We start from the raw sequence: 17,332 nt of genomic DNA on the forward strand, positions 1-17,332 counted from the left end.
CGGGTCATTTGCAAGTGAAGTTTTCTGGTAAGGCCTGAGGAATGCAGCACGTCTCGATGAATCTGAATATCCCGCAGCCTCTGTTCGTCGGCACGATCGAGGGTGCGACCGCATGCACGTCCGATACCGAAACGCAGGACATCCTGCCGAAATTCATCGTCATGATCTTGCTGCAGGGCGCCCAGCATTTCATCGTCGACGATGTGTCGTTTCGGATCGATGCGGGCTACGGCGAAGCCTGCGCGCCGTTCGTGTTCGTGCTGAATGTGGCCCGTGCTTCCAAGCTGAAATTCATCGATGCCAGCAAGGTCCCTCTGCGCAAGATCATGATATCGGCACCCTTGTCGTGGATGAACTGGCTGATCAGCGCACAGACGGACGGCGTGCCGGCACTCCAGAGTTTCCTGTCGGCGCATCTGGCCAATTTCCGCATCGACGCCAGCCGTCACATCCTGACGCTGGCGGAACAGCTGATGAGCCCGCCAACAGCCATGCAGGGCGAAATGCGCACGCTGTTCCGCAGTTCGCGCGCTTTCGAGCTCATGTCTCTGACATGCGCGGAGCTTGCAGCCCGCAAGGCGGAGCGCCAGGGCCCGCAGCTGTCGAGCGCGCGTCAGAGCGAGCGGGTCTACAACTACATTCTGGCCAATCTGGGCGAGGACCTGACCATCGAGACGATTGCCCGGGAGAGCGGGGGCAGCGTCTCGTCCGTTCAACGCCATTTCAAAGAGCATTTCGGTCTGACCGTCTTCGAATTCATCCGCCGGAGCCGGCTTGAACGGGCCTACGAAGCGCTGGAGCGCGAGGGGGCGACCATTGGCCAGGCTGCCTATCTGGCCGGCTACAACACGCCGTCCAACTTCACGACGGCCTTCAAGAAAACCTACGGCATCTTGCCGAAATACAAGCGCAGGTAATCCGGGATGCCCGTCTTTTCATCGCTGTGGAAACGTCGCTCATTCCTGCTGGCGGCTGGAAGTGGAATGCTTGCGGCGTGCGATATGGGAGCAGCTGGCGCGTCCGATGGTCCGTGGTCGCGCACCATCCACACCCCGAGGGGTGAGATCACGCTCGACGCCAAACCGCAGCGGATCGTCTCGACGAGCGTCACCCTGACCGGGACCTTGCTTGCCATCGACGCACCGTTGATCGCCAGCTCTGCCACCAACAACATGGCGACGGTTGCCGACAGCGCCGGCTTTTTCACCCAATGGGCCGATGTCGCCCACGAGAGAGGCATTTTGCCGCTCTATCGCGCCGAACCCGATGTAGAAGCCATCATGGCGGCGGCACCGGATCTGATCGTCATGTCGGCCACGGGGGGCGACAGTGCGCGGCGCCTCTACGACCAGATCAGCCAGATCGCACCGACGCTCGTCGTCAACTACGATGACAAGAGCTGGCAGGAGGTAGCGCTGCTTCTCGCCAACGCAACGGACCGCGAGGCGCAAGCCGCCGCCGTCATCGACGCGTTCGACAGGCGCGTCGTCGCGACAGCCAAGAGCCTTCGCCTTCCGCCCCAGCCGACCACCGCAGCGGTCTACTACGAAGACGATTCCGGCGCCAATGTCTGGACGGCAGCCTCCGCTCAGGGGAAGCTTCTTATGTCTCTCGGTTTCGAGCTGGCGGCCATCCCGCCCGATTTGCACACCATGACGACCATGGGTGTTCGCAGCGACATCATCCAGCTTTCGGGCGAACAGTTCGCCGATGGCCTGAATGGTGAAACGCTGCTTCTGTTTGCAGCCGACGACCGTGTCGTCGATCAACTCAGTGCCAATAAATTCCTCCAGCATATCCGATCGGTTTCCGGCAAGCGCGTCTATGCCGTGGGAACCGATACGTTCCGCCTCGACTACTACAGCGCGTCTCACATGCTGGATCGGCTGACGCGGCTTTTCGGCTGACGCACGATCGTCGGATCCCTTCTCAAACCGCCGCATAAGGTGCGATACCGTCCATGGCCTCTTCTATCTTCGTCGATTTCAGCCTGCTGAAACACAATGCGAATTTCCGCGCCGTTTTCGCAGCGCGGATGATGTCGGTGATCGCTCTCGGTATTCTCACCGTGGCGGTGCCGGTTCAGATCCATCAGTTGACGGGATCGGCCTTGCAGGTCGGCATCGTCATCGCTCTCGACGGCATCGGCATGTTCGTCGGATTGCTGGCCGGTGGTGTCCTGGCAGATCTTCATGACAGGCGGCGCCTGATCCTTCTGGCGCGCGGCCTGTGCGGTGTCGGTTTTCTGCTGCTTGCTCTCAATGGCTTTCTGAGCGAACCGTCGCTCGCAGCGCTTTATCTTGTTTCTCTCTGGGACGGTTTCTTCGGCGCGATCGGAATGACCGCGCTGATGGCCGCTATCCCGACGCTTGTCGGACGCGAAAATCTGCCGGCCGCGGGTGCATTGTCGATGCTGACGGTCCGGTTCGGCGCCATCCTCGCACCGCTGATCGGTGGCCTGATCATAGCGTCCGCCGATGTCAGCTGGAATTACCTCATCGCCGGTCTCGGAACACTGGGAACCCTGATCCCGCTGTTCCGGCTGCCGACCCTGCTGCCGGGAGAGCGCGGCGACGAGCACCCGCTGCGGGCCATGATCGATGGGTTTGCCTTCCTCGGCCAGAACAGGATCGTCGGCGCCGTTATCGCCGTCGGCACGCTTCAATCGGCCTTGAGCGCCATCCGCGTGATGTTTCCCTCGATCGCCGAAAATTTCAGTGCGGGATCGATGGGTATCGGCCTGATGTATTCGGCAGTGCCGCTCGGCGCCATGATCGGAGCCTTCACCAGTGGCTGGGTCGGCCGCTTCCCACTGCCTGGCCAATTGCTGCTCGGCTGCGTTTGCGGCGCATCCGCGCTGTTGGCGTCGATCGGTCTGGTCGGCCACCTCGTCCCCGCAGTGTGCATCCTCGTGGTGTTCGGCTATCTCGGCTCCATCGCCTCGCTGATGCAGTTTACCCTGGTGCAGACGCATACCCCGGACCAGATGCTTGGCCGCGTCAACAGCCTCTGGGCCGCACAAGATGTCGTCGGCGATCCCGGCGGTTCGATCGCGATGGGCAGCCTTTCGCGCGTGCTTGCGCCCATGGTATCGGTCTTCTGGTTCGGCAGCGGAGTCTTCCTCATCGGCATCGCCATGAGCGTCGGTTTCCGCAACCTGCGAAACCTGTCGAAAAGCGTCACGGCCGCGGATGAGGAGCCCGTTGGCGATATCCTTGCGACAGACCGCGTCGTCCAGTGAATGCGTCGCGCGGGAGCCGGCTTCTCTGGCTCGGTCTCGGTCTCGTTGTTCTGCTGGTGGCATTCATGGCCAGTCTCGGCATCGGCGCCAAGCCCTTGCCGATGGATGTGGTGATCGAGAGCCTATTCGGCACGTTGAGGGGACCGGAAGCAACCATTGTCCTGCAGTCGCGCCTGCCGCGCGCCTTGATCGGCATTTTCGGCGGCGCGGCGCTCGGCCTATCCGGTGCGCTGATGCAGACATTGACGCGCAATCCGCTTGCCGATCCCGGTATCATCGGCGTGAATGCCGGAGCCGGTCTTGCGGTGACCTTGGGTTTTGCCTTCGCCGGCATCACCCAACCCTACAGCCTGTTTGCGTATAGTTTCGCCGGAGCCTTGCTCACCGCGCTGCTCGTGCATCTGATCAGTGTCAAGGGCGCAGCACGGCCAGATCCCTTGCGCTTCGTCCTTGCGGGTTTGACGGTCGGCGCGATGATGAGCGGCATATCGTCGGCAATCGCCCTGCTGCAGCCGCACGTGTTCGACCGTATGCGCTTCTGGATGGCCGGCTCCCTGGATGTCGGCGACCTCACGCTCGTCCTTGCAGCCATCCCCCTGATTTGCGTCGGATGCATCCTTGCTTTGGCGCTGGCCCGCTCGGTCAATGCGTTGGAAATGGGGGTGGATACCGCAGCGCTTCTGGGAACCACGCCGGTGAAGACGCAGGCGGCAACGCTTCTGACGGTGGCTCTCTTGTCCGGGACCGTCACGGCCGTGACGGGCCCCATCGGGTTTGTCGGCTTGATGATCCCCTATATTGCGCGCTGGGCCGTAGGGCCGGACCTGCGCTGGATGCTGCCGTTTTCCTTTCTCTATGCTGCCATACTGCTCTTGTGTTCCGATATTGCCGGGCGTCTGATCGCGGTGGGAGAATTGCGCGTTTCCATCGTCACGGCCTTTCTTGGCGCGCCGGTCCTCATCCTGCTGGCGCGGGGACGCATGGCCGGCCGGGCAGCTCTCCGGTGACGCTCTTGCACCGTCGAACGCTTCTCCTCGGCAGTCTGGACGGACGCTTCAATGCGCGCGTGCAGCTGAGGCATGTGATCGTTTCCAGCCTCTTGATGGTCTCGGCGCTCTTCCTTGCGGTTTTCGCATTGCAGCTCGGCACCCTGCCGCTCACCCTTGACGATATCGTGTCGGCTCTGACCGGGCGGGCCGCACCCCGCATCACCATGATCGTTGTCGACTGGAGGCTGCCACGCATCACGATGGCGCTCGTCGTCGGAGCCGCGCTTGGCACGAGCGGTGCCGTCTTCCAGTCCCTCATTCGCAATCCGCTTGGCAGCCCCGACGTCATCGGGTTCAATACCGGCGCCTATACGGGCGTTCTCGTGACGATCATCGTCCTGCGGGGCGATCAGATCGCCATCACACTGGGTGCCCTTGGCGGCGGTCTGGCGACCGCGATCGTGGTTTATCTTCTCGCCTGGAAGGAGGGCATACAGGGCTTCCGGCTGATCGTGATCGGCATTGCCGTCAGCGCCATGCTGACGGCTTTCAATACCTGGCTGGTGGTGACGGGCGGCCTGGAAACCGTCATGAGCGCAGCCTTGTGGGGCGCAGGATCGCTCAACGGCATGACATGGTCACGGGCCGTCCCGTCAACGGTGGCGTGCGTCGCCGGTATGGTCCTGTGTTTCGGTCTCGCCCGGCGCGCCCGCATCCTGGAGATGGGCGATGACATGGCAGGGGCGCTCGGTCTTGCCGTCACGAGGGCACGGTTATGGCTGATGGTGGTGGCCGTTATGCTCGTTGCCGCCGCAACGGCATCGATCGGTCCCGTGGTCTTCATCGCTCTTGCCGCACCGCAGATTGCGCAGCGCCTGTGCCGGACCCGTTCGATGACCCTGGCTGCGTCGAGCGCGACGGGCGCGCTTCTCCTGCTCGCCGCAGATGCGATCGCACAGCACCTTTTCAGCCCGCTCAGCATTCCCGTCGGTATCGTGACGGTCAGTGTGGGCGGGCTGTATATGCTTTGGTTGCTGATGCGGGACCTATAGGAAACGCCATGCCGGCGCTTGGTTCAGAGATGCTCGGGTTGTCCGTTCCTGCTCCGCGCCGCCATGGCCACGATGAACCCGTCGTTTGACACCCATTGCCGGAAGGACCAGCGGCGATGCGCTCCGATCTCCGGCGAGGGTTCCATGATCCGGGGCGGAAAGGGCAGGACGGAAAACGTCTTCAGATCGATCGCCAATCCCGTGCCGAGCGCTTTGGTCACCGCTTCCTTCAATGTCCAGAGATGGAGAAACGCGCTGGAGGGCGTTAGGGAGCTTTGTGTCTTCAGCCAGCGGCACTCCAGCTCGGAAAAACAGACCTCTGCGAGACCCGCGTCAACTGTGCGGGCGAGAGGCTCGCAATCGATGCCGACGTCATGGTCTCCTGCGGTCACGCAGGCCACCATCCCTCGGGTGTGGCTGATATTGAAATCGACTGCGGCGCCGTCGCTGTCGTGGCCGGCAAGAAGACGGGGCTTGCCGCCTTGCCCATCGGCCCCGATGCGTGCCGGAAACGGCAATTCTGAAAAATGATGGCGTAGCTGCAAGCGCAGCAGGGCATGGGCCGCTACAAAATCGCGGCGGTCTTCGGCATGCAGGAAGCGTTCCGCCCGAACCGTCTCGTGATCGCTCAGCCACGACCGGAACAGCTCCATCTGCTCGACGGACAGCGCATCCGTCGGCAACGTGCTGACGTCGATGGACGAACCGGAGGCCTCACCGTTGTCAGAGTGAAGCACCAGCCGTGCAATGCCGGCCCATGGCCATGTCGAATCGTCCAACCCGGGTCTCCCCGCACACAGCGTGCGATCGTTCGGTTAAGCCATGCCCGTCATCAGATCGCCGATGCAATCTTTCTCTCGATATACAGCTCGCGAAGTCTCAACGTCAGCGGCCCCGGCTGTCCGTCACCGATAAGCTGACCATCGATCTGTGTCACCGGGAGTACGAAATTCGTCGCGGACGTAATGAAGGCCTCTGCAGCAGTCTTTGCCTCTTCGACGCTGAAGGGACGCTCCTCGACGGCAACGCCAATGGTTGTTGCAAGATCGAGAACGCTGTGGCGCGTGATCCCGTGAAGGATCGCCTGAGACAGAGGACGGGTGACGAGGACGCCATCGCTTGTGATGATATGCGCGCTCGCCGAACTGGCTTCGGTCACGAAACCCTCCTCGACCAGCCACGCGTCGTCGGCGCCCTGTCGCGCCGCCTCCATCTTGGCCATCGAGGGGTAAAGCAGCTGCACCGTCTTGATGTCGCAGCGCGCCCACCGCAGATCGGGAAGCAGTGCGACCGAAATGCCGGTCCGTGCCTTGGGGTTGTCGAGCACGGCTTTGGCCTGGGTAAACAGCACGAGTGTCGGCACGGGGTTTGCCGGGAAAGCAAAATCGCGATCGGCCGGGCCGCGGCTGATCTGGAGATAGATCAGGCCCTCGCTCAGTGCGTTGCGCTGCACGATTTCGCGGTGAACGCCGAGCAGTTCCTCGGGCGAAAGTGGGCAGACCAGCCCGAGTTCGCCCATCGACCGCTGCAGCCGGGCCGAATGGCCTTCATATTCCAGCAGCTTGCCGTTCACGACGCCGGTCACTTCGTAGATGGCGTCCGCAAAGAGGAAGCCGCGATCGAAAATGGAGACGTGTGCGTCGGCTTCGGCAAGCCAGGCGCCGTTGAGATAGACGGTACGGTTCAAAGGGACTTCTCCTCGTGAAGGCGCTCGGGTGTGTGAAAGGGGGCGATCGCGATACCCGCATTCGTCAATTGTGTGCGAAGGGCGCGCGCGGTCGTTGCGGCACCGGGCGTATCGCCGTGGATGCAGACGGTTGCTGGATCGACGGGGAGGCGCTTGCCACCGATCGTCGGCATCGTCTTGTCGCAGAGCATCGACAGAACCTGATCGACGCTCTCTCGGGGATCGTGAATGACGGCGCCCTCCATCTGGCGCGGGGCTAGCATGCCGTTGTCCGTGTAGCGGCGGTCGGCATAGACCTCGCAGGCGACCTGCAGCCCGGCCGCCTCCGCCGCTTTCATCGTCTCGGAAAAGGGCAGGGTGATGAAGACAAGACGGGAATCGACGGCCCGGATGGCATCGACGCAGACCTTCGCAAGCGCAGCGTCCTCGGCTGCCATGTTGCCGAGAGAGCCATGCGTCTTGACATGCGTGACCGGCCAGCCGAGCGCGGATGCCATGCCCTGTATGGCGGATATCTGGTAGATCAGTTGCGCTTCGATATCCTCCGGTCGCTCCCCTGAAATGCGTCTCCGGCCGAAGCCGTAGAGATCCATGAAGGACGGGTGCGCGCCGACAGCGACACCGCGCGCCTTGGCCAGAAGGATCGTATCGCGCATGACGGAGGGATCGCCGGCATGGAAGCCGCATGCGATGTTGGCCGTCGTCACGATGTCCATCAAGGCGCGATCGTCGCCGATCGTGTAGGCGCCGAAGCTTTCGCCCATGTCGCAGTTCAGGTCGATGGTTGCCACGGAAAATCCCCGCTGGATAGGTCGGCAAAACGAGGCGTGCACGAGCGCCGTGGGGCTTGACATACAGATGGTGTACTGAAATGACAAGACCTTGCCGCACTATGCCGACAGAGGAATAGCAAGCCGGCAACGACCCGTTTCGCCCATCCGTCCTGCGAAGGACGGGTCCACTCTGCGAAGGCCGGCACGGCACGATCGAATGAGGGAAGGCCATGGCTGTGATGACAAATGCCCCGGCGCATTTCCCCCGCATCGCCGCCTGTGGAGACAGCGCCTTGGCCGTGGAGTTCTCCGACCGGATAGACGAGGCGACCAGCGCCCGCGTCGTTGCGATGGCCGACCGTTTGGCGGCAGGCGCGGTCGCGGGCATAAGAGAGGTCGTGCCGACCTATAGGTCGCTTCTCGTTCACTACGATCCGGCTCTCGTTCGGGGCCGCGACCTGACCGTGCAGCTCATGGACATGCTGGAGTGCCAGGCGGAGACGGAAAGCACCGTACGCCATATCATCGTGCCCGTGCTCTATGGCGGGGAGACCGGCGCGGATCTCGATGCGCTGGCCGAACTGAAGGAGATGACCCGCAGCGACCTGATCGCGCTGCATGCCTCCGCCCATTATCGTGTCTACATGATCGGCTTTGCGCCCGGTTTCGCCTATCTCGGCGGATTGCCCGAGCGCCTGCACACGCCCCGGCTTGCGGTTCCCCGCCAGAGGATCGAGGCCGGCGCGATCGGCATCGGCGGGCAGCAGGCAAGCATCAACTCGGTTCCCGGGCCGAGCGGCTGGCGGTTCATCGCCCGGACGCCGCTGAAACTGTTCGACCCTTCGCGCAAGGAGCCGTTTCTGCTCCGTGCCGGCGATCGCGTTCGGTTCCGCGCGATCGAGGAGACCGAGGCCGCGCATCTCGATGCGGCCGTCGCCAGAGGTGAGCCTGTCGAAGAGTGGGCGGCGACATGAGCGTTCTCAACATCAAGGACGCAGGCCCCATGATGACGGTGCAGGATCTCGGCCGTGCCGGGCTCTCGCGTTTCGGTGTTTCCGGGGCAGGGCCCATGGACCCGCCGTCCCTGCGGATGGCCAACCGCCTCGTCGGAAATGCCGAGAGCGATGCCGGGCTCGAATTCGCGCAGGTTGGGGGAACGTTCGTCGTCGATGCGCCCGTGCGCTTCGCCGTCACGGGTGCGGCCGTCGGCATGACGGTCGACGGTAAACCGGTCCACGCCTGGGAAAGCCACCATTTGCTGCCCGGACAGACGCTTCGCATCGGCGCGGTCGTCAACGCCGTCTGGGGCTACCTTGCGATATCCGGCGGCATCGATACGCCACTTGTCCTCGGCGCGCGGACGACACACCTGCGCACGGGCCTCGGCGGTCTCGATGGACGGCGGCTTGCGGCCGGCGACCACTTGCCGCTCGGCGCTTCGGGACACGCGCCGCTCCTTGCGCTGCGCCAGCCCCTGTCCCGGCCGCGCGGCCCGTTTCGCATCGTGCCGGGACCGCAGGCCGATCATTTCGATGCCTCGGCCTGGAAGATCTTTCTCGAAGAACCGTTTCGTATCGCGACGCACCGCGATCGGATGGCGCAGATGCTGGACGGGCCTGTGATTTCGGCCTTTGCCGGACATGACATCATCTCCGATGGAACGGTCGCCGGCTCCATTCAGGTGCCGTCCTCCGGCCGGCCGATCGTGCTGATGGCCGAGCGGCAGACCACGGGCGGCTACCCGAAGATCGCCACGGTCGCCTCCGTCGATCTGCCGCGTCTGGCGCAGGCGATGACGGGAAGCTTGGTCCGCTTCCGAGCCATCACACGGGACGAGGCCGAAGATCTGCTGCTCGACCAGTCGCGTGTGCTGGCCGCAGCCCTTTCCGGTCTTGAGGAAAAGGGCGAGACGACAGAGATAAAAGAGACACCGACGACATCCGGGAGGTCGAACACATGAGCCAGCCCCTTGCGAAGAAGGCCTATGGCACGATCATCGACATGATCCTTTCCGGCGCCCTGATGCCGGGAGATGTGCTGCAGGAAGCCAAGCTCGGCGAAGAATTCTCCATGTCCCGAACCCCGGTTCGCGAGGCGATCAAACGCATCGAAGCCGAAGGACTGGCGGTTCAGGAGGGGCGGTTTCTCAAGGTCCGCCGGCTGGCGGCGGAGGAGGTCGAGGAGATCTTCTATCTGCGTAGCGTGATCGAGGGCTATTGCGCGCGCATCGCGATCGCGGCCCCGGCCTATGTCTTCGACGATCTCGAACGCCGCATCAGGGTCTTGATCGCGACGGGTCCGGGCGAGAACGGAGAAGCGCTCGAGGTCGACGACGATTTCCACTTCTGGCTGGCCAATGTTTCGGGAAACCGGACGATGATGCGCACGATCGGCGATCTGCGGCGGCGCACCTGCATGTTCGACCACAGTCTCGTTCCCGAACGCTTCCTGAAAGGATGCCGGGAGCACCTCGAGATTCTGGATGCTCTGCGGGCAGGCGATGCCGATGCGGCGGGAAGCCTGATGAGCCGCCACGTGCTGAATGCACGGGACGCCATTCTTGAAAAACTCGACGCCTCCAGCGGGGGATTGCCGCGATGAAATGCCTTCTCGTTCAGCCCATTCATGCGGACGGCATCGCCATACTCCGGGACGCGGGCATCGACGTCGAACTTTGCCCGGATGCCGACATGGAAACGGTGGCGAGCCGGATCAAGGGTTGCCATGCCGTGATCACGCGGGATGCGGGTCTTTCGGCACGCGCGATTCTTGCCAGCGACGTGCTGAAGGTCATCGTCGTTCACGGGGCGGGCCATGATGGCGTGGACAAGGCGCAGGCCGCGGCGAAATCCATCCTCGTCTGCAACACGCCGGGCGCCAATGCGCAGTCCGTCTCCGAGCTTGCCCTTGGCCTTGCCCTTGCAGCCGCACGCCTGATCCCGGCTGCGGATCGCGCGGTTCGCGATGGCGCGTCCGGCTTTCGGGAAGCGGGCATGTTTCACGAACTCGCGGGGAAGACCGCGCTGATCGTCGGATGGGGGGCAACGGGGGCAGGCCTCGGGCGGATGCTGCACGCGGCACTCGGCATGGAGGTTCTGGTTCATTCTCCCAGAAGCGCCGATACCGGGCCTTTCGAGCGTGTGGCGACACTTGCGGACGGCCTGGGCCGGGCAGACCTGATTTCGCTTCATACCCCTCTGCGGGAGGAAACGCGCGGGCTGATCGGCACGGCCGCTCTTGCCCTGACGAAACCCGGTGCAATCCTGATCAACACGGCGCGTGCCGGGCTGATCGACGAAGCAGCGCTTGCCGAAGCGCTTCTGCAGGGCAGGATCGCCGCTGCCGGTCTCGACGTCTACACGCCGCAGGCCCCGCAGGGGCCGCTTTCCGCATCGCAGCGGGTCATCTTCACACCGCACCTCGGCGGCACGACGCCGGAGGCCTTGCAGCGTGTGGCGACCGGTGCCGCTGGCCATGTGCTGACAGCCCTTTCCGGGCAGAGGCCGGCAACGACGATCCATCCTCCGCAGGACGCCATCGATCCCGCCGATCGCGCAGCGGCGGTGGAGACCGTGAAGGTGGCAATCATGGAAGGCGGTGCCCGGCATGGCTGACAAGGAAACACTGACGCAGCAGATCTATCGCGATCTGAAGCAGCGCATTCTCGAAGGACGGTTCTCGTCCGAGGATATGCTGACGGAGCGCACGCTGGCGCTGGAATCGGGTATTTCCCGCACGCCGCTGCGCGCCGCCATCTCGCGGCTCGAGAAGGAAGACGTGATCTCCCGGCTGCCGAACGGCGCCCTGATGGTCCGCGAGGTCACGGTCGAGCAACTGCTGGAGATTGTCCAGATCCGCCGTCTGCTCGAAGGGGCCGCGGCCGCGAAGGCCGCCACGCGCGCGATCACACCGGCGCTTCTCGCTTCGCGCGATGCGATGCGCGCCTATGCCGAAGGCGGCGATATCGCGTTCGACCGGTTCTGGCTGGATGACGATGCCTTTCACGATGCGGTCGCCCACGCTGCAGGCCTGCCGCTGCTGGCGACGATGCTGACCGAGATGCGCGGCATCGCACGCCGCTGCACGATCACCCGCACGCACGATCGCTTCGACCAGCAGGCCCGCGAGCATCTCGACGTCATCGAGGCCATCGCGACGAACGACGAGGCGGCGGCGCGGGCGGCTATGGAGCGCCATTTCGACAGCGTTCGGGCGCGGTTTCTCGCCTGGCTGTCTCGGACGTGAGGCGGGGTTGATGGACAACGCAGCATTTCTGAACGATCCCGCCATGCGCGGCAGCGAGGCGGCCTTCCCGAGGGAAGAATATTCCGACCGGCAGGCCCGCGCGCAGGCAGCACTCCGGGCGAGCGGGCAGGCGGCACTGGTCGTGACCGGTCCGGAAACGATCTACTGGCTGACGGGCCGACAGACAGCCGGCTATTTCGCCTTTCAGGCGCTGCTTCTCCCGGCATCCGGGCCGCTGACGCTGCTCGTGCGGCAGTTGGAGTTCTTCGGCGCTGTCGCCAATACGTGGTTGAGCGATATCGTCACCTACCAGGACGGCGACGACCCGGCCGGCGCGCTGGTCTCCCTGCTGCGCGAGCGCGGCATGGGCGTGCCCGCGATCGAGCTGTCCGGCTGGTTCCTGCCGCCGCGGCTCGTCAGCGAGATCGCCCGGCGTCTTGGCGTCGCGGACCTGCCGGACGGTTCCGACATCCTGCCGCCGCTGCGCATGATCAAGAGCCAGGCCGAACGCGATGCGATCCGCGCTGCCGCACGTTATGCGGACGCCGGGATGGTTGCCGCCATCGAGGCCTGCACCCTCGGGGCCGATGAGAATGCGGTCGCCGCCGCCATGCTCGGCGCCGCGACGCGCGCAGGGTCGGAGGCCATGGCCATGGAACCGCTCGTCTCGTCGGGCCAGCGTAGCGGACTGCCGCACATGACATGGCGTCGTCGTCCCTTGAGCGACGGCGATCCCGTCTTCCTGGAGCTTGCCGGAAGCCATGCCCGCTATCACGCGGCTCTGATGCGCACGGTCTGGCTCGGCAAACCGCCGGCCGAGGCGCAGCGGATGATGGACTGCGCGCTCTTCGCGTTGGACGCGGCGATCACGCAGATCCGGCCGGGTAACCCGTGCGCTGCGCCGCATGACACTGCGCAGAGGATCATCGACGCTGCCGGCTTCACCGCCGCCTTCAGGAAGCGCATCGGCTATTCCATGGGGATCGCCTTTGCTCCCGACTGGGGCGAGGGCGGCATTCTCAGCCTGTTTTCCGGCGTATCGCGCGTTATCGAGCCCGGCATGGTCTTCCACATCCCGGCGACGCTGCGCAGCTTCGGCCACTGGACCGTCGGAGCATCGGAAACCGTCATCGTGACGGACACCGGCGCGGAGCCGCTCTCGACCCTACCCCGAACACTCACCTGTCGCTGACCCCCGTTAGCCCTGCATAAAGGAGACTTACCCGTGCGTTCACTCTTCCATCTCGCCTACCACATTACGGACCTCGATGAGGCTCGTCGCTTCTACGGTGATGTCCTTGGATGTGCCGAAGGCCGATCCACAGACACCTGGGTCGATTTCGACTTCTTCGGCCACCAGATCTCGCTCCACCTCGGCAAGCCGTTCGAGGTCACGCGGACCGGCAAGGTGGGCAACCACATGGTCATGATGCCGCATCTGGGCGTCGTCCTGCCGCTCGATGCCTGGCTGGCACTGGCCGACCGGCTGGAGAAGGCCGGAATCGCCTTCGATATTCCCCCCGTCATCCGCTTTGAAGGCGAGCCCGGCGAGCAGCGCACGATGTTCTTCTTCGATCCGAGCGGCAACCCGATCGAGGTCAAGGGCTTCAAGGACTTCGACAGCGTTTTCGCGCACTGACGCTCAAGCGATCGCTGCTTGTGCCAAAGCGATGCCGGGGAAGGTGACCTCCCCGGCATCCGCTGCGATCCGGTGTTGCCGTCAGAACAGACTTGGAGACTTCGTCAGCACCTCGTTGCCGTCTTGTCCGACGATGACGATGTCCTCGTAGAAGGCGGCGCCCACGCCGTCGAGCGACAGGAAGGCCTCGATGCCGAAGACCATGTCTTGCTCGACGATATCCTCCGGCAGCGACATGCTGGTCGAAATACGCGGCAGTTCGAAGCCGAGGCCGATGCCGTGGCCATAGAAGGGGAAATTCTTCATGATCGGCGAGATCGACCCGCCGAAGGCTGCGGTGAGCCGATCGCCTTCTGCAGCGATATCGAGCATCCTTGCGCCCGGCCTCAGCATATCGGTCAGCCGGTGGACGAGATCGCCGGCCGCCTCGATCAGGCGGCGCTGGTCGGCATTTGCGCGACCACGCACGGCGGTGCGACCGGGGTCGAGGTAATAGCCCTGAAACAACGGGCCGTGCAGCGTGCCCGTTACGACGTCGCCAATATCGGGCACGTCGTCGCTATACCCGGTCAGCGGAAATCGCTGGTCGAAGCCGAGCGTGTCGCCGTGATTGGTGCCGATCATCTGCACGCGTCCGCCGCGGCGCACGACCTCGCGCGCGCATTCGCCGGCGGCTTCCCGCTCCGACATGCCGCTGACAAGGCTTTCCATCAGGATCGTCATGCCCGCCGTCGCCGTCTCCCCGGCCGTGCGGTAGGCATCGAGTTCGCGTCCGCTCTTGATCCGGCGGACCGAGCGGACGAGGTCATCGACAGGAACCCACTCGATATTGGGCGCGGTGACTTCCAGCTGCCTGTAGTATTTCATGGGGATGAGGTTGGTGCCGACCAGCGCCACCCGGCCGGAGACGCCGCGCTCGACCAAAGCGCGCGCCACGCTTTCGAAAGGGTGATTGCTGGAGCGCACGTCCTCGATGGCGACGAGATCGCGCCGGACCTCCGGTTCGTCGATATGCAGCTGCGGGTCGCGGCCCGCCTGCAGGATGACGCCAGTGAAGGAACGGGCCGTCCAGATCAGCGAGTCCATGCCGCCGCTGATCGAGTACTGGTTGGAGAGATAAAGCACGTCGCCGCAATTGTCGGTCGTTCCGCCACCCCGGCCAAACACGACGGCGGTGTCAAAGCCCCGACACTTCATCTCGACCAAGAGACGGTCCCAGCGCGTGCGATACTCGTCGAGTGGGAAATAGCGGTTCATCCAGTCATCCTCATGCACGCTGCGTAATTTCGGTACACCGGCTGTATCCGTTCGTCAATTCTGCCGTTGACTCAGATACGGACAGACGGAGGAAATGGTTCGAATGAGCAGTGCTTGCGCATTTTTTGTTCACGCACTGCTTTGTCTTTCATCAATTTGCACATTTACCTCCCACTAAATAGTTGATTTTCCATCTTGAACTCCAGTGGTATACTGGAATAGGCTGATGGTGACAGGATGCTGCAAGCGGCGAGCCTCCTTCCGCCCCACCTCCTGTGGCGAAAAAATCGAAAGCAGCGATATCCATGAGCCAAGAACAGATGATCGTGCCGGCCAGCCATGGCGAGGCCTTCCGTGTGAAGGCGGGACAGCACGTTCTCATCGAGAATGTCTACGGCAATCAGGTCGCGGATCTCTGGGCGCTCGCAGCGGACGATGCGTTCGAGACGTCGTCGCTCGACCAAACACGCTCGGTGAACAGCAATATCTTCTTTGCCACCGGCATGACGCTCATGAGTTCACGCCGTCGCCCGATGCTGACGATGGTGGCCGACAGCGGTGACGTGCGCCACGACACGCTTCTGTGTCCCTGTAGCCGCGAGCTCTACCGGCAACTCGGCTGCGCAGACGGCCACCGCAATTGCAGCGACAATTTCCACGAGGCTCTGTCGGCGCTCGATCTTGCCCTGCCCTTTACGCCGGCCTCGCTCAACCTGTTCATGAACGTCCCCGTTGCCCCGGATGGCACGGTCGATCGCCTTCCGCCGACAACCGTTGCCGGCGATACCGTCGTGCTGCGGGCCGAGATGGATCTGGTGCTTGTCCTCTCCGCATGCCCGCAGGATGTCACGCCGATCAACGGCGCTTCCCGCACCCCGCGGGACATCGGGGTTAGCCTTCACGACACGAACCCCGCCGAGGTGACAGCATGACACCGCCATTGCTGTCGCTGCGCGAGATCCGCAAGAGCTTCGGAGAGAACGAGGTTCTCAAGGGCGTTTCCCTGACGGTGCAGGCGGGGGAGGTGGTCTCCATCATCGGGGCGAGCGGCTCGGGAAAGAGCACCTTCCTGCGGTCGATCAACGCGCTGGAGGTGCCGCAATCCGGCTTCATGGATTTCGAGGACCAGTCCTTCGACTTCCGCACCGAGTCACGCTTCTTCCCGACTGCCGCCCAGCTGCAATCGCTGCGGACCCGGGTGGGCATGGTGTTCCAGAGCTATCACCTCTGGCCGCACATGACCGTGCTGGAGAATGTCACCCACGCACCCATCCGCCTCCTCAAGATGCCGCGCAAGCAGGCGATCGAGGAAGCGGATGCGCTTCTGTCCCGCATCGGCCTTTATGAGAAACGCGGCAGCTACCCGTCGCGGCTGTCGGGCGGACAGCAACAGCGCGTCGCGATCGCGCGGGCGCTTGCCATGAAGCCGAAGCTGATGCTGTTCGACGAGGTCACGTCGGCGCTCGACCCGGAGCTCGTCCACGAAGTCCTCGTGCTCATGGCCTCCCTCGCCTCGGAGGGAATGACGATGCTGTTGGTCACCCACGAAATCGCATTTGCCCGCGACGTCTCGTCCCGCGTGCTGTTTTTCGACCAGGGCGTCATCGCCGAAGCGGGCACACCCGATATTCTCCGGCACCCCGAGAGCGACCGCCTGAAGCAGTTCCTGCACCGCATCCTCCATGACGACGTCGGCCATGGGTATTCCGCCTTGAACGCGCAGGAAGGACAGTCGTCATGACGTTCATTCTCGAAGAATTGCAGCTCTATGGCCCCGGCTTTCTGAAGGCCGCCTGGACGGTGTTCGCCCTGACGATCCTGACGATCGTCGTCAGCTGGGCCTGCGGGCTTCTGGCCGCTCTTGCGCAACGGTCGCGGTTTAGATCTGTGCGGGCTGTCGCCGGCTTTTACATCTGGTTCATCCGCGGCACGCCGACGCTTATCCAGATCTTCATCATCTATTTCGGCCTGCCGCAGTTCGGCATCCGGCTGTCGCCGTTCACGGCCGGCGTGCTCGCCCTTGGGATCAACAGCGGCGCCTATATCGCCGAAATCGTTCGCGGCGGCCTGACGGCGATCCCGTCGGGCCAGAGCGAGTCGGCGCTTGCGCTCGGCTTCAGCCGGGCCGAGACGATGCGCACGATCATCCTGCCGCAGGTCTTCCGCATCATCCTTCCGGCCGTGACCAACGAAGCGATCTCGACGTTGAAGAACACGTCGCTCCTGTCGACCATCACCGTCGTCGAACTGACGCTCTACGCCCAGACCCTTATCGCCGCGACCTTCCGCCCCTTCGAATTCTACATCGCGGTCGCGGTCATCTATCTCGTCCTGACGACGGTCCTGACGCTCCTCGCATCGTGGCTGGAGCGCCACTATGCCCGGCTGAGCTGAGGGCCCGGTAACAGGCGTTTTTCCGGCAAGGCACATTCGCCGCGCCGTCGCAGTG

Annotated in this window: 19 protein-coding genes; 15 read left to right on the forward strand and 4 right to left on the reverse strand. The window is 63.8% G+C overall.

The window, feature by feature from the left end; translation table 11 throughout:
- Positions 1-56: 56 nt before the first annotated feature.
- From G8E10_RS13700 to fepG, 5 genes are all read left to right on the forward strand, one after another.
- Complete coding sequence (locus G8E10_RS13700; RefSeq protein WP_245508117.1) at positions 57-917, forward strand: helix-turn-helix transcriptional regulator; 861 nt, start codon at positions 57-59, stop codon at positions 915-917.
- A gap of 84 nt (positions 918-1,001) precedes the next feature.
- Positions 1,002-1,907 carry a Fe2+-enterobactin ABC transporter substrate-binding protein gene (gene fepB / locus G8E10_RS13705; RefSeq protein ID WP_281517568.1) on the forward strand — a complete coding sequence of 302 codons (906 nt, stop codon included), beginning with the start codon at positions 1,002-1,004 and terminating at the stop codon, positions 1,905-1,907.
- Between the two features lie 53 nt (positions 1,908-1,960).
- Complete coding sequence (gene entS / locus G8E10_RS13710) at positions 1,961-3,241, forward strand: enterobactin transporter EntS (protein ID WP_167129683.1); 1,281 nt, start codon at positions 1,961-1,963, stop codon at positions 3,239-3,241.
- Positions 3,238-4,248, forward strand: coding sequence for an iron chelate uptake ABC transporter family permease subunit (locus G8E10_RS13715; protein ID WP_167129685.1), 1,011 nt, complete (start codon positions 3,238-3,240; stop codon positions 4,246-4,248). The genes entS and G8E10_RS13715 overlap by 4 nt, the downstream gene beginning before the upstream one ends.
- Positions 4,249-4,253: 5 nt before the next feature.
- Entirely contained in the window at positions 4,254-5,282 is a 1,029-nt protein-coding gene (fepG, locus tag G8E10_RS13720) for an iron-enterobactin ABC transporter permease (protein ID WP_167129687.1), read from the forward strand.
- Positions 5,283-5,305: 23 nt separating this feature from the next.
- Here the strand turns inward: fepG and G8E10_RS13725 are convergent, their stop codons facing one another.
- From G8E10_RS13725 to G8E10_RS13735, 3 genes are read right to left on the reverse strand one after another with little or no spacing between them, the layout of a single operon-like run.
- A complete protein-coding gene (locus G8E10_RS13725) occupies positions 5,306-6,061 on the reverse strand; it encodes a 4'-phosphopantetheinyl transferase family protein (protein WP_167129689.1) in 756 nt (251 codons plus the stop codon).
- 53 nt (positions 6,062-6,114) lie between these two features.
- The gene (locus G8E10_RS13730) at positions 6,115-6,969 is read right to left on the reverse strand and encodes a D-amino-acid transaminase (protein WP_167129691.1); all 855 of its coding nucleotides are present in this window, start codon (positions 6,967-6,969) and stop codon (positions 6,115-6,117) included.
- Positions 6,966-7,760: a 5-oxoprolinase subunit PxpA gene (locus G8E10_RS13735; RefSeq protein WP_167129693.1), complete on the reverse strand. Its 795-nt coding sequence runs from the start codon at positions 7,758-7,760 to the stop codon at positions 6,966-6,968. The genes G8E10_RS13730 and G8E10_RS13735 overlap by 4 nt, the downstream gene beginning before the upstream one ends.
- Before the next feature lie 212 nt (positions 7,761-7,972).
- Between G8E10_RS13735 and pxpB the strand changes: the two genes are divergently transcribed.
- Genes pxpB through G8E10_RS13770 form a run of 7 tightly spaced genes read left to right on the forward strand, consistent with a single transcriptional unit; the run spans position 7,973 to position 13,626 of the window.
- Positions 7,973-8,716: a 5-oxoprolinase subunit PxpB gene (gene pxpB, locus G8E10_RS13740; RefSeq protein WP_281517569.1), complete on the forward strand. Its 744-nt coding sequence runs from the start codon at positions 7,973-7,975 to the stop codon at positions 8,714-8,716.
- Complete coding sequence (locus G8E10_RS13745) at positions 8,713-9,702, forward strand: 5-oxoprolinase subunit C family protein (protein WP_167129695.1); 990 nt, start codon at positions 8,713-8,715, stop codon at positions 9,700-9,702. Before pxpB ends, G8E10_RS13745 begins: the two co-directional genes overlap by 4 nt.
- Entirely contained in the window at positions 9,699-10,343 is a 645-nt protein-coding gene (locus G8E10_RS13750; protein ID WP_167129697.1) for a GntR family transcriptional regulator, read from the forward strand. The genes G8E10_RS13745 and G8E10_RS13750 overlap by 4 nt, the downstream gene beginning before the upstream one ends.
- Complete coding sequence (locus tag G8E10_RS13755; RefSeq protein WP_167129699.1) at positions 10,340-11,356, forward strand: NAD(P)-dependent oxidoreductase; 1,017 nt, start codon at positions 10,340-10,342, stop codon at positions 11,354-11,356. The genes G8E10_RS13750 and G8E10_RS13755 overlap by 4 nt, the downstream gene beginning before the upstream one ends.
- Positions 11,349-11,987 (forward strand): GntR family transcriptional regulator, encoded by a 639-nt coding sequence (locus G8E10_RS13760; protein WP_167129701.1) that lies wholly within the window; start codon positions 11,349-11,351, stop codon positions 11,985-11,987. Before G8E10_RS13755 ends, G8E10_RS13760 begins: the two co-directional genes overlap by 8 nt.
- 10 nt (positions 11,988-11,997) lie before the next feature.
- Positions 11,998-13,179, forward strand: coding sequence for a M24 family metallopeptidase (locus G8E10_RS13765; protein ID WP_167129703.1), 1,182 nt, complete (start codon positions 11,998-12,000; stop codon positions 13,177-13,179).
- 33 nt (positions 13,180-13,212) lie between these two features.
- On the forward strand, positions 13,213-13,626 hold the full coding sequence (locus G8E10_RS13770) for a VOC family protein (protein ID WP_092937463.1): 414 nt from the start codon (positions 13,213-13,215) through the stop codon (positions 13,624-13,626).
- 81 nt (positions 13,627-13,707) lie between these two features.
- On the opposite strand, the gene G8E10_RS13775 is transcribed toward G8E10_RS13770, so the two are convergent.
- On the reverse strand, positions 13,708-14,883 hold the full coding sequence (locus tag G8E10_RS13775; RefSeq protein ID WP_167129706.1) for a M24 family metallopeptidase: 1,176 nt from the start codon (positions 14,881-14,883) through the stop codon (positions 13,708-13,710).
- A 305-nt stretch (positions 14,884-15,188) separates the two neighbouring features.
- Here G8E10_RS13775 and G8E10_RS13780 point away from each other — a divergent pair, with 305 nt between their 5' ends.
- From G8E10_RS13780 to G8E10_RS13790, 3 genes are read left to right on the forward strand one after another with little or no spacing between them, the layout of a single operon-like run.
- Complete coding sequence (locus G8E10_RS13780; protein ID WP_167129708.1) at positions 15,189-15,815, forward strand: DUF1989 domain-containing protein; 627 nt, start codon at positions 15,189-15,191, stop codon at positions 15,813-15,815.
- Complete coding sequence (locus G8E10_RS13785) at positions 15,812-16,624, forward strand: amino acid ABC transporter ATP-binding protein (protein ID WP_132714351.1); 813 nt, start codon at positions 15,812-15,814, stop codon at positions 16,622-16,624. The genes G8E10_RS13780 and G8E10_RS13785 overlap by 4 nt, the downstream gene beginning before the upstream one ends.
- Complete coding sequence (locus G8E10_RS13790) at positions 16,621-17,277, forward strand: amino acid ABC transporter permease (protein WP_110808154.1); 657 nt, start codon at positions 16,621-16,623, stop codon at positions 17,275-17,277. The genes G8E10_RS13785 and G8E10_RS13790 overlap by 4 nt, the downstream gene beginning before the upstream one ends.
- Positions 17,278-17,332 lie beyond the last annotated feature (55 nt).

Origin of the sequence: Ferranicluibacter rubi (assembly GCF_011603255.1) — a bacterium.
Taxonomy (GTDB): Bacteria; Pseudomonadota; Alphaproteobacteria; order Rhizobiales; family Rhizobiaceae; genus Ferranicluibacter; species Ferranicluibacter rubi.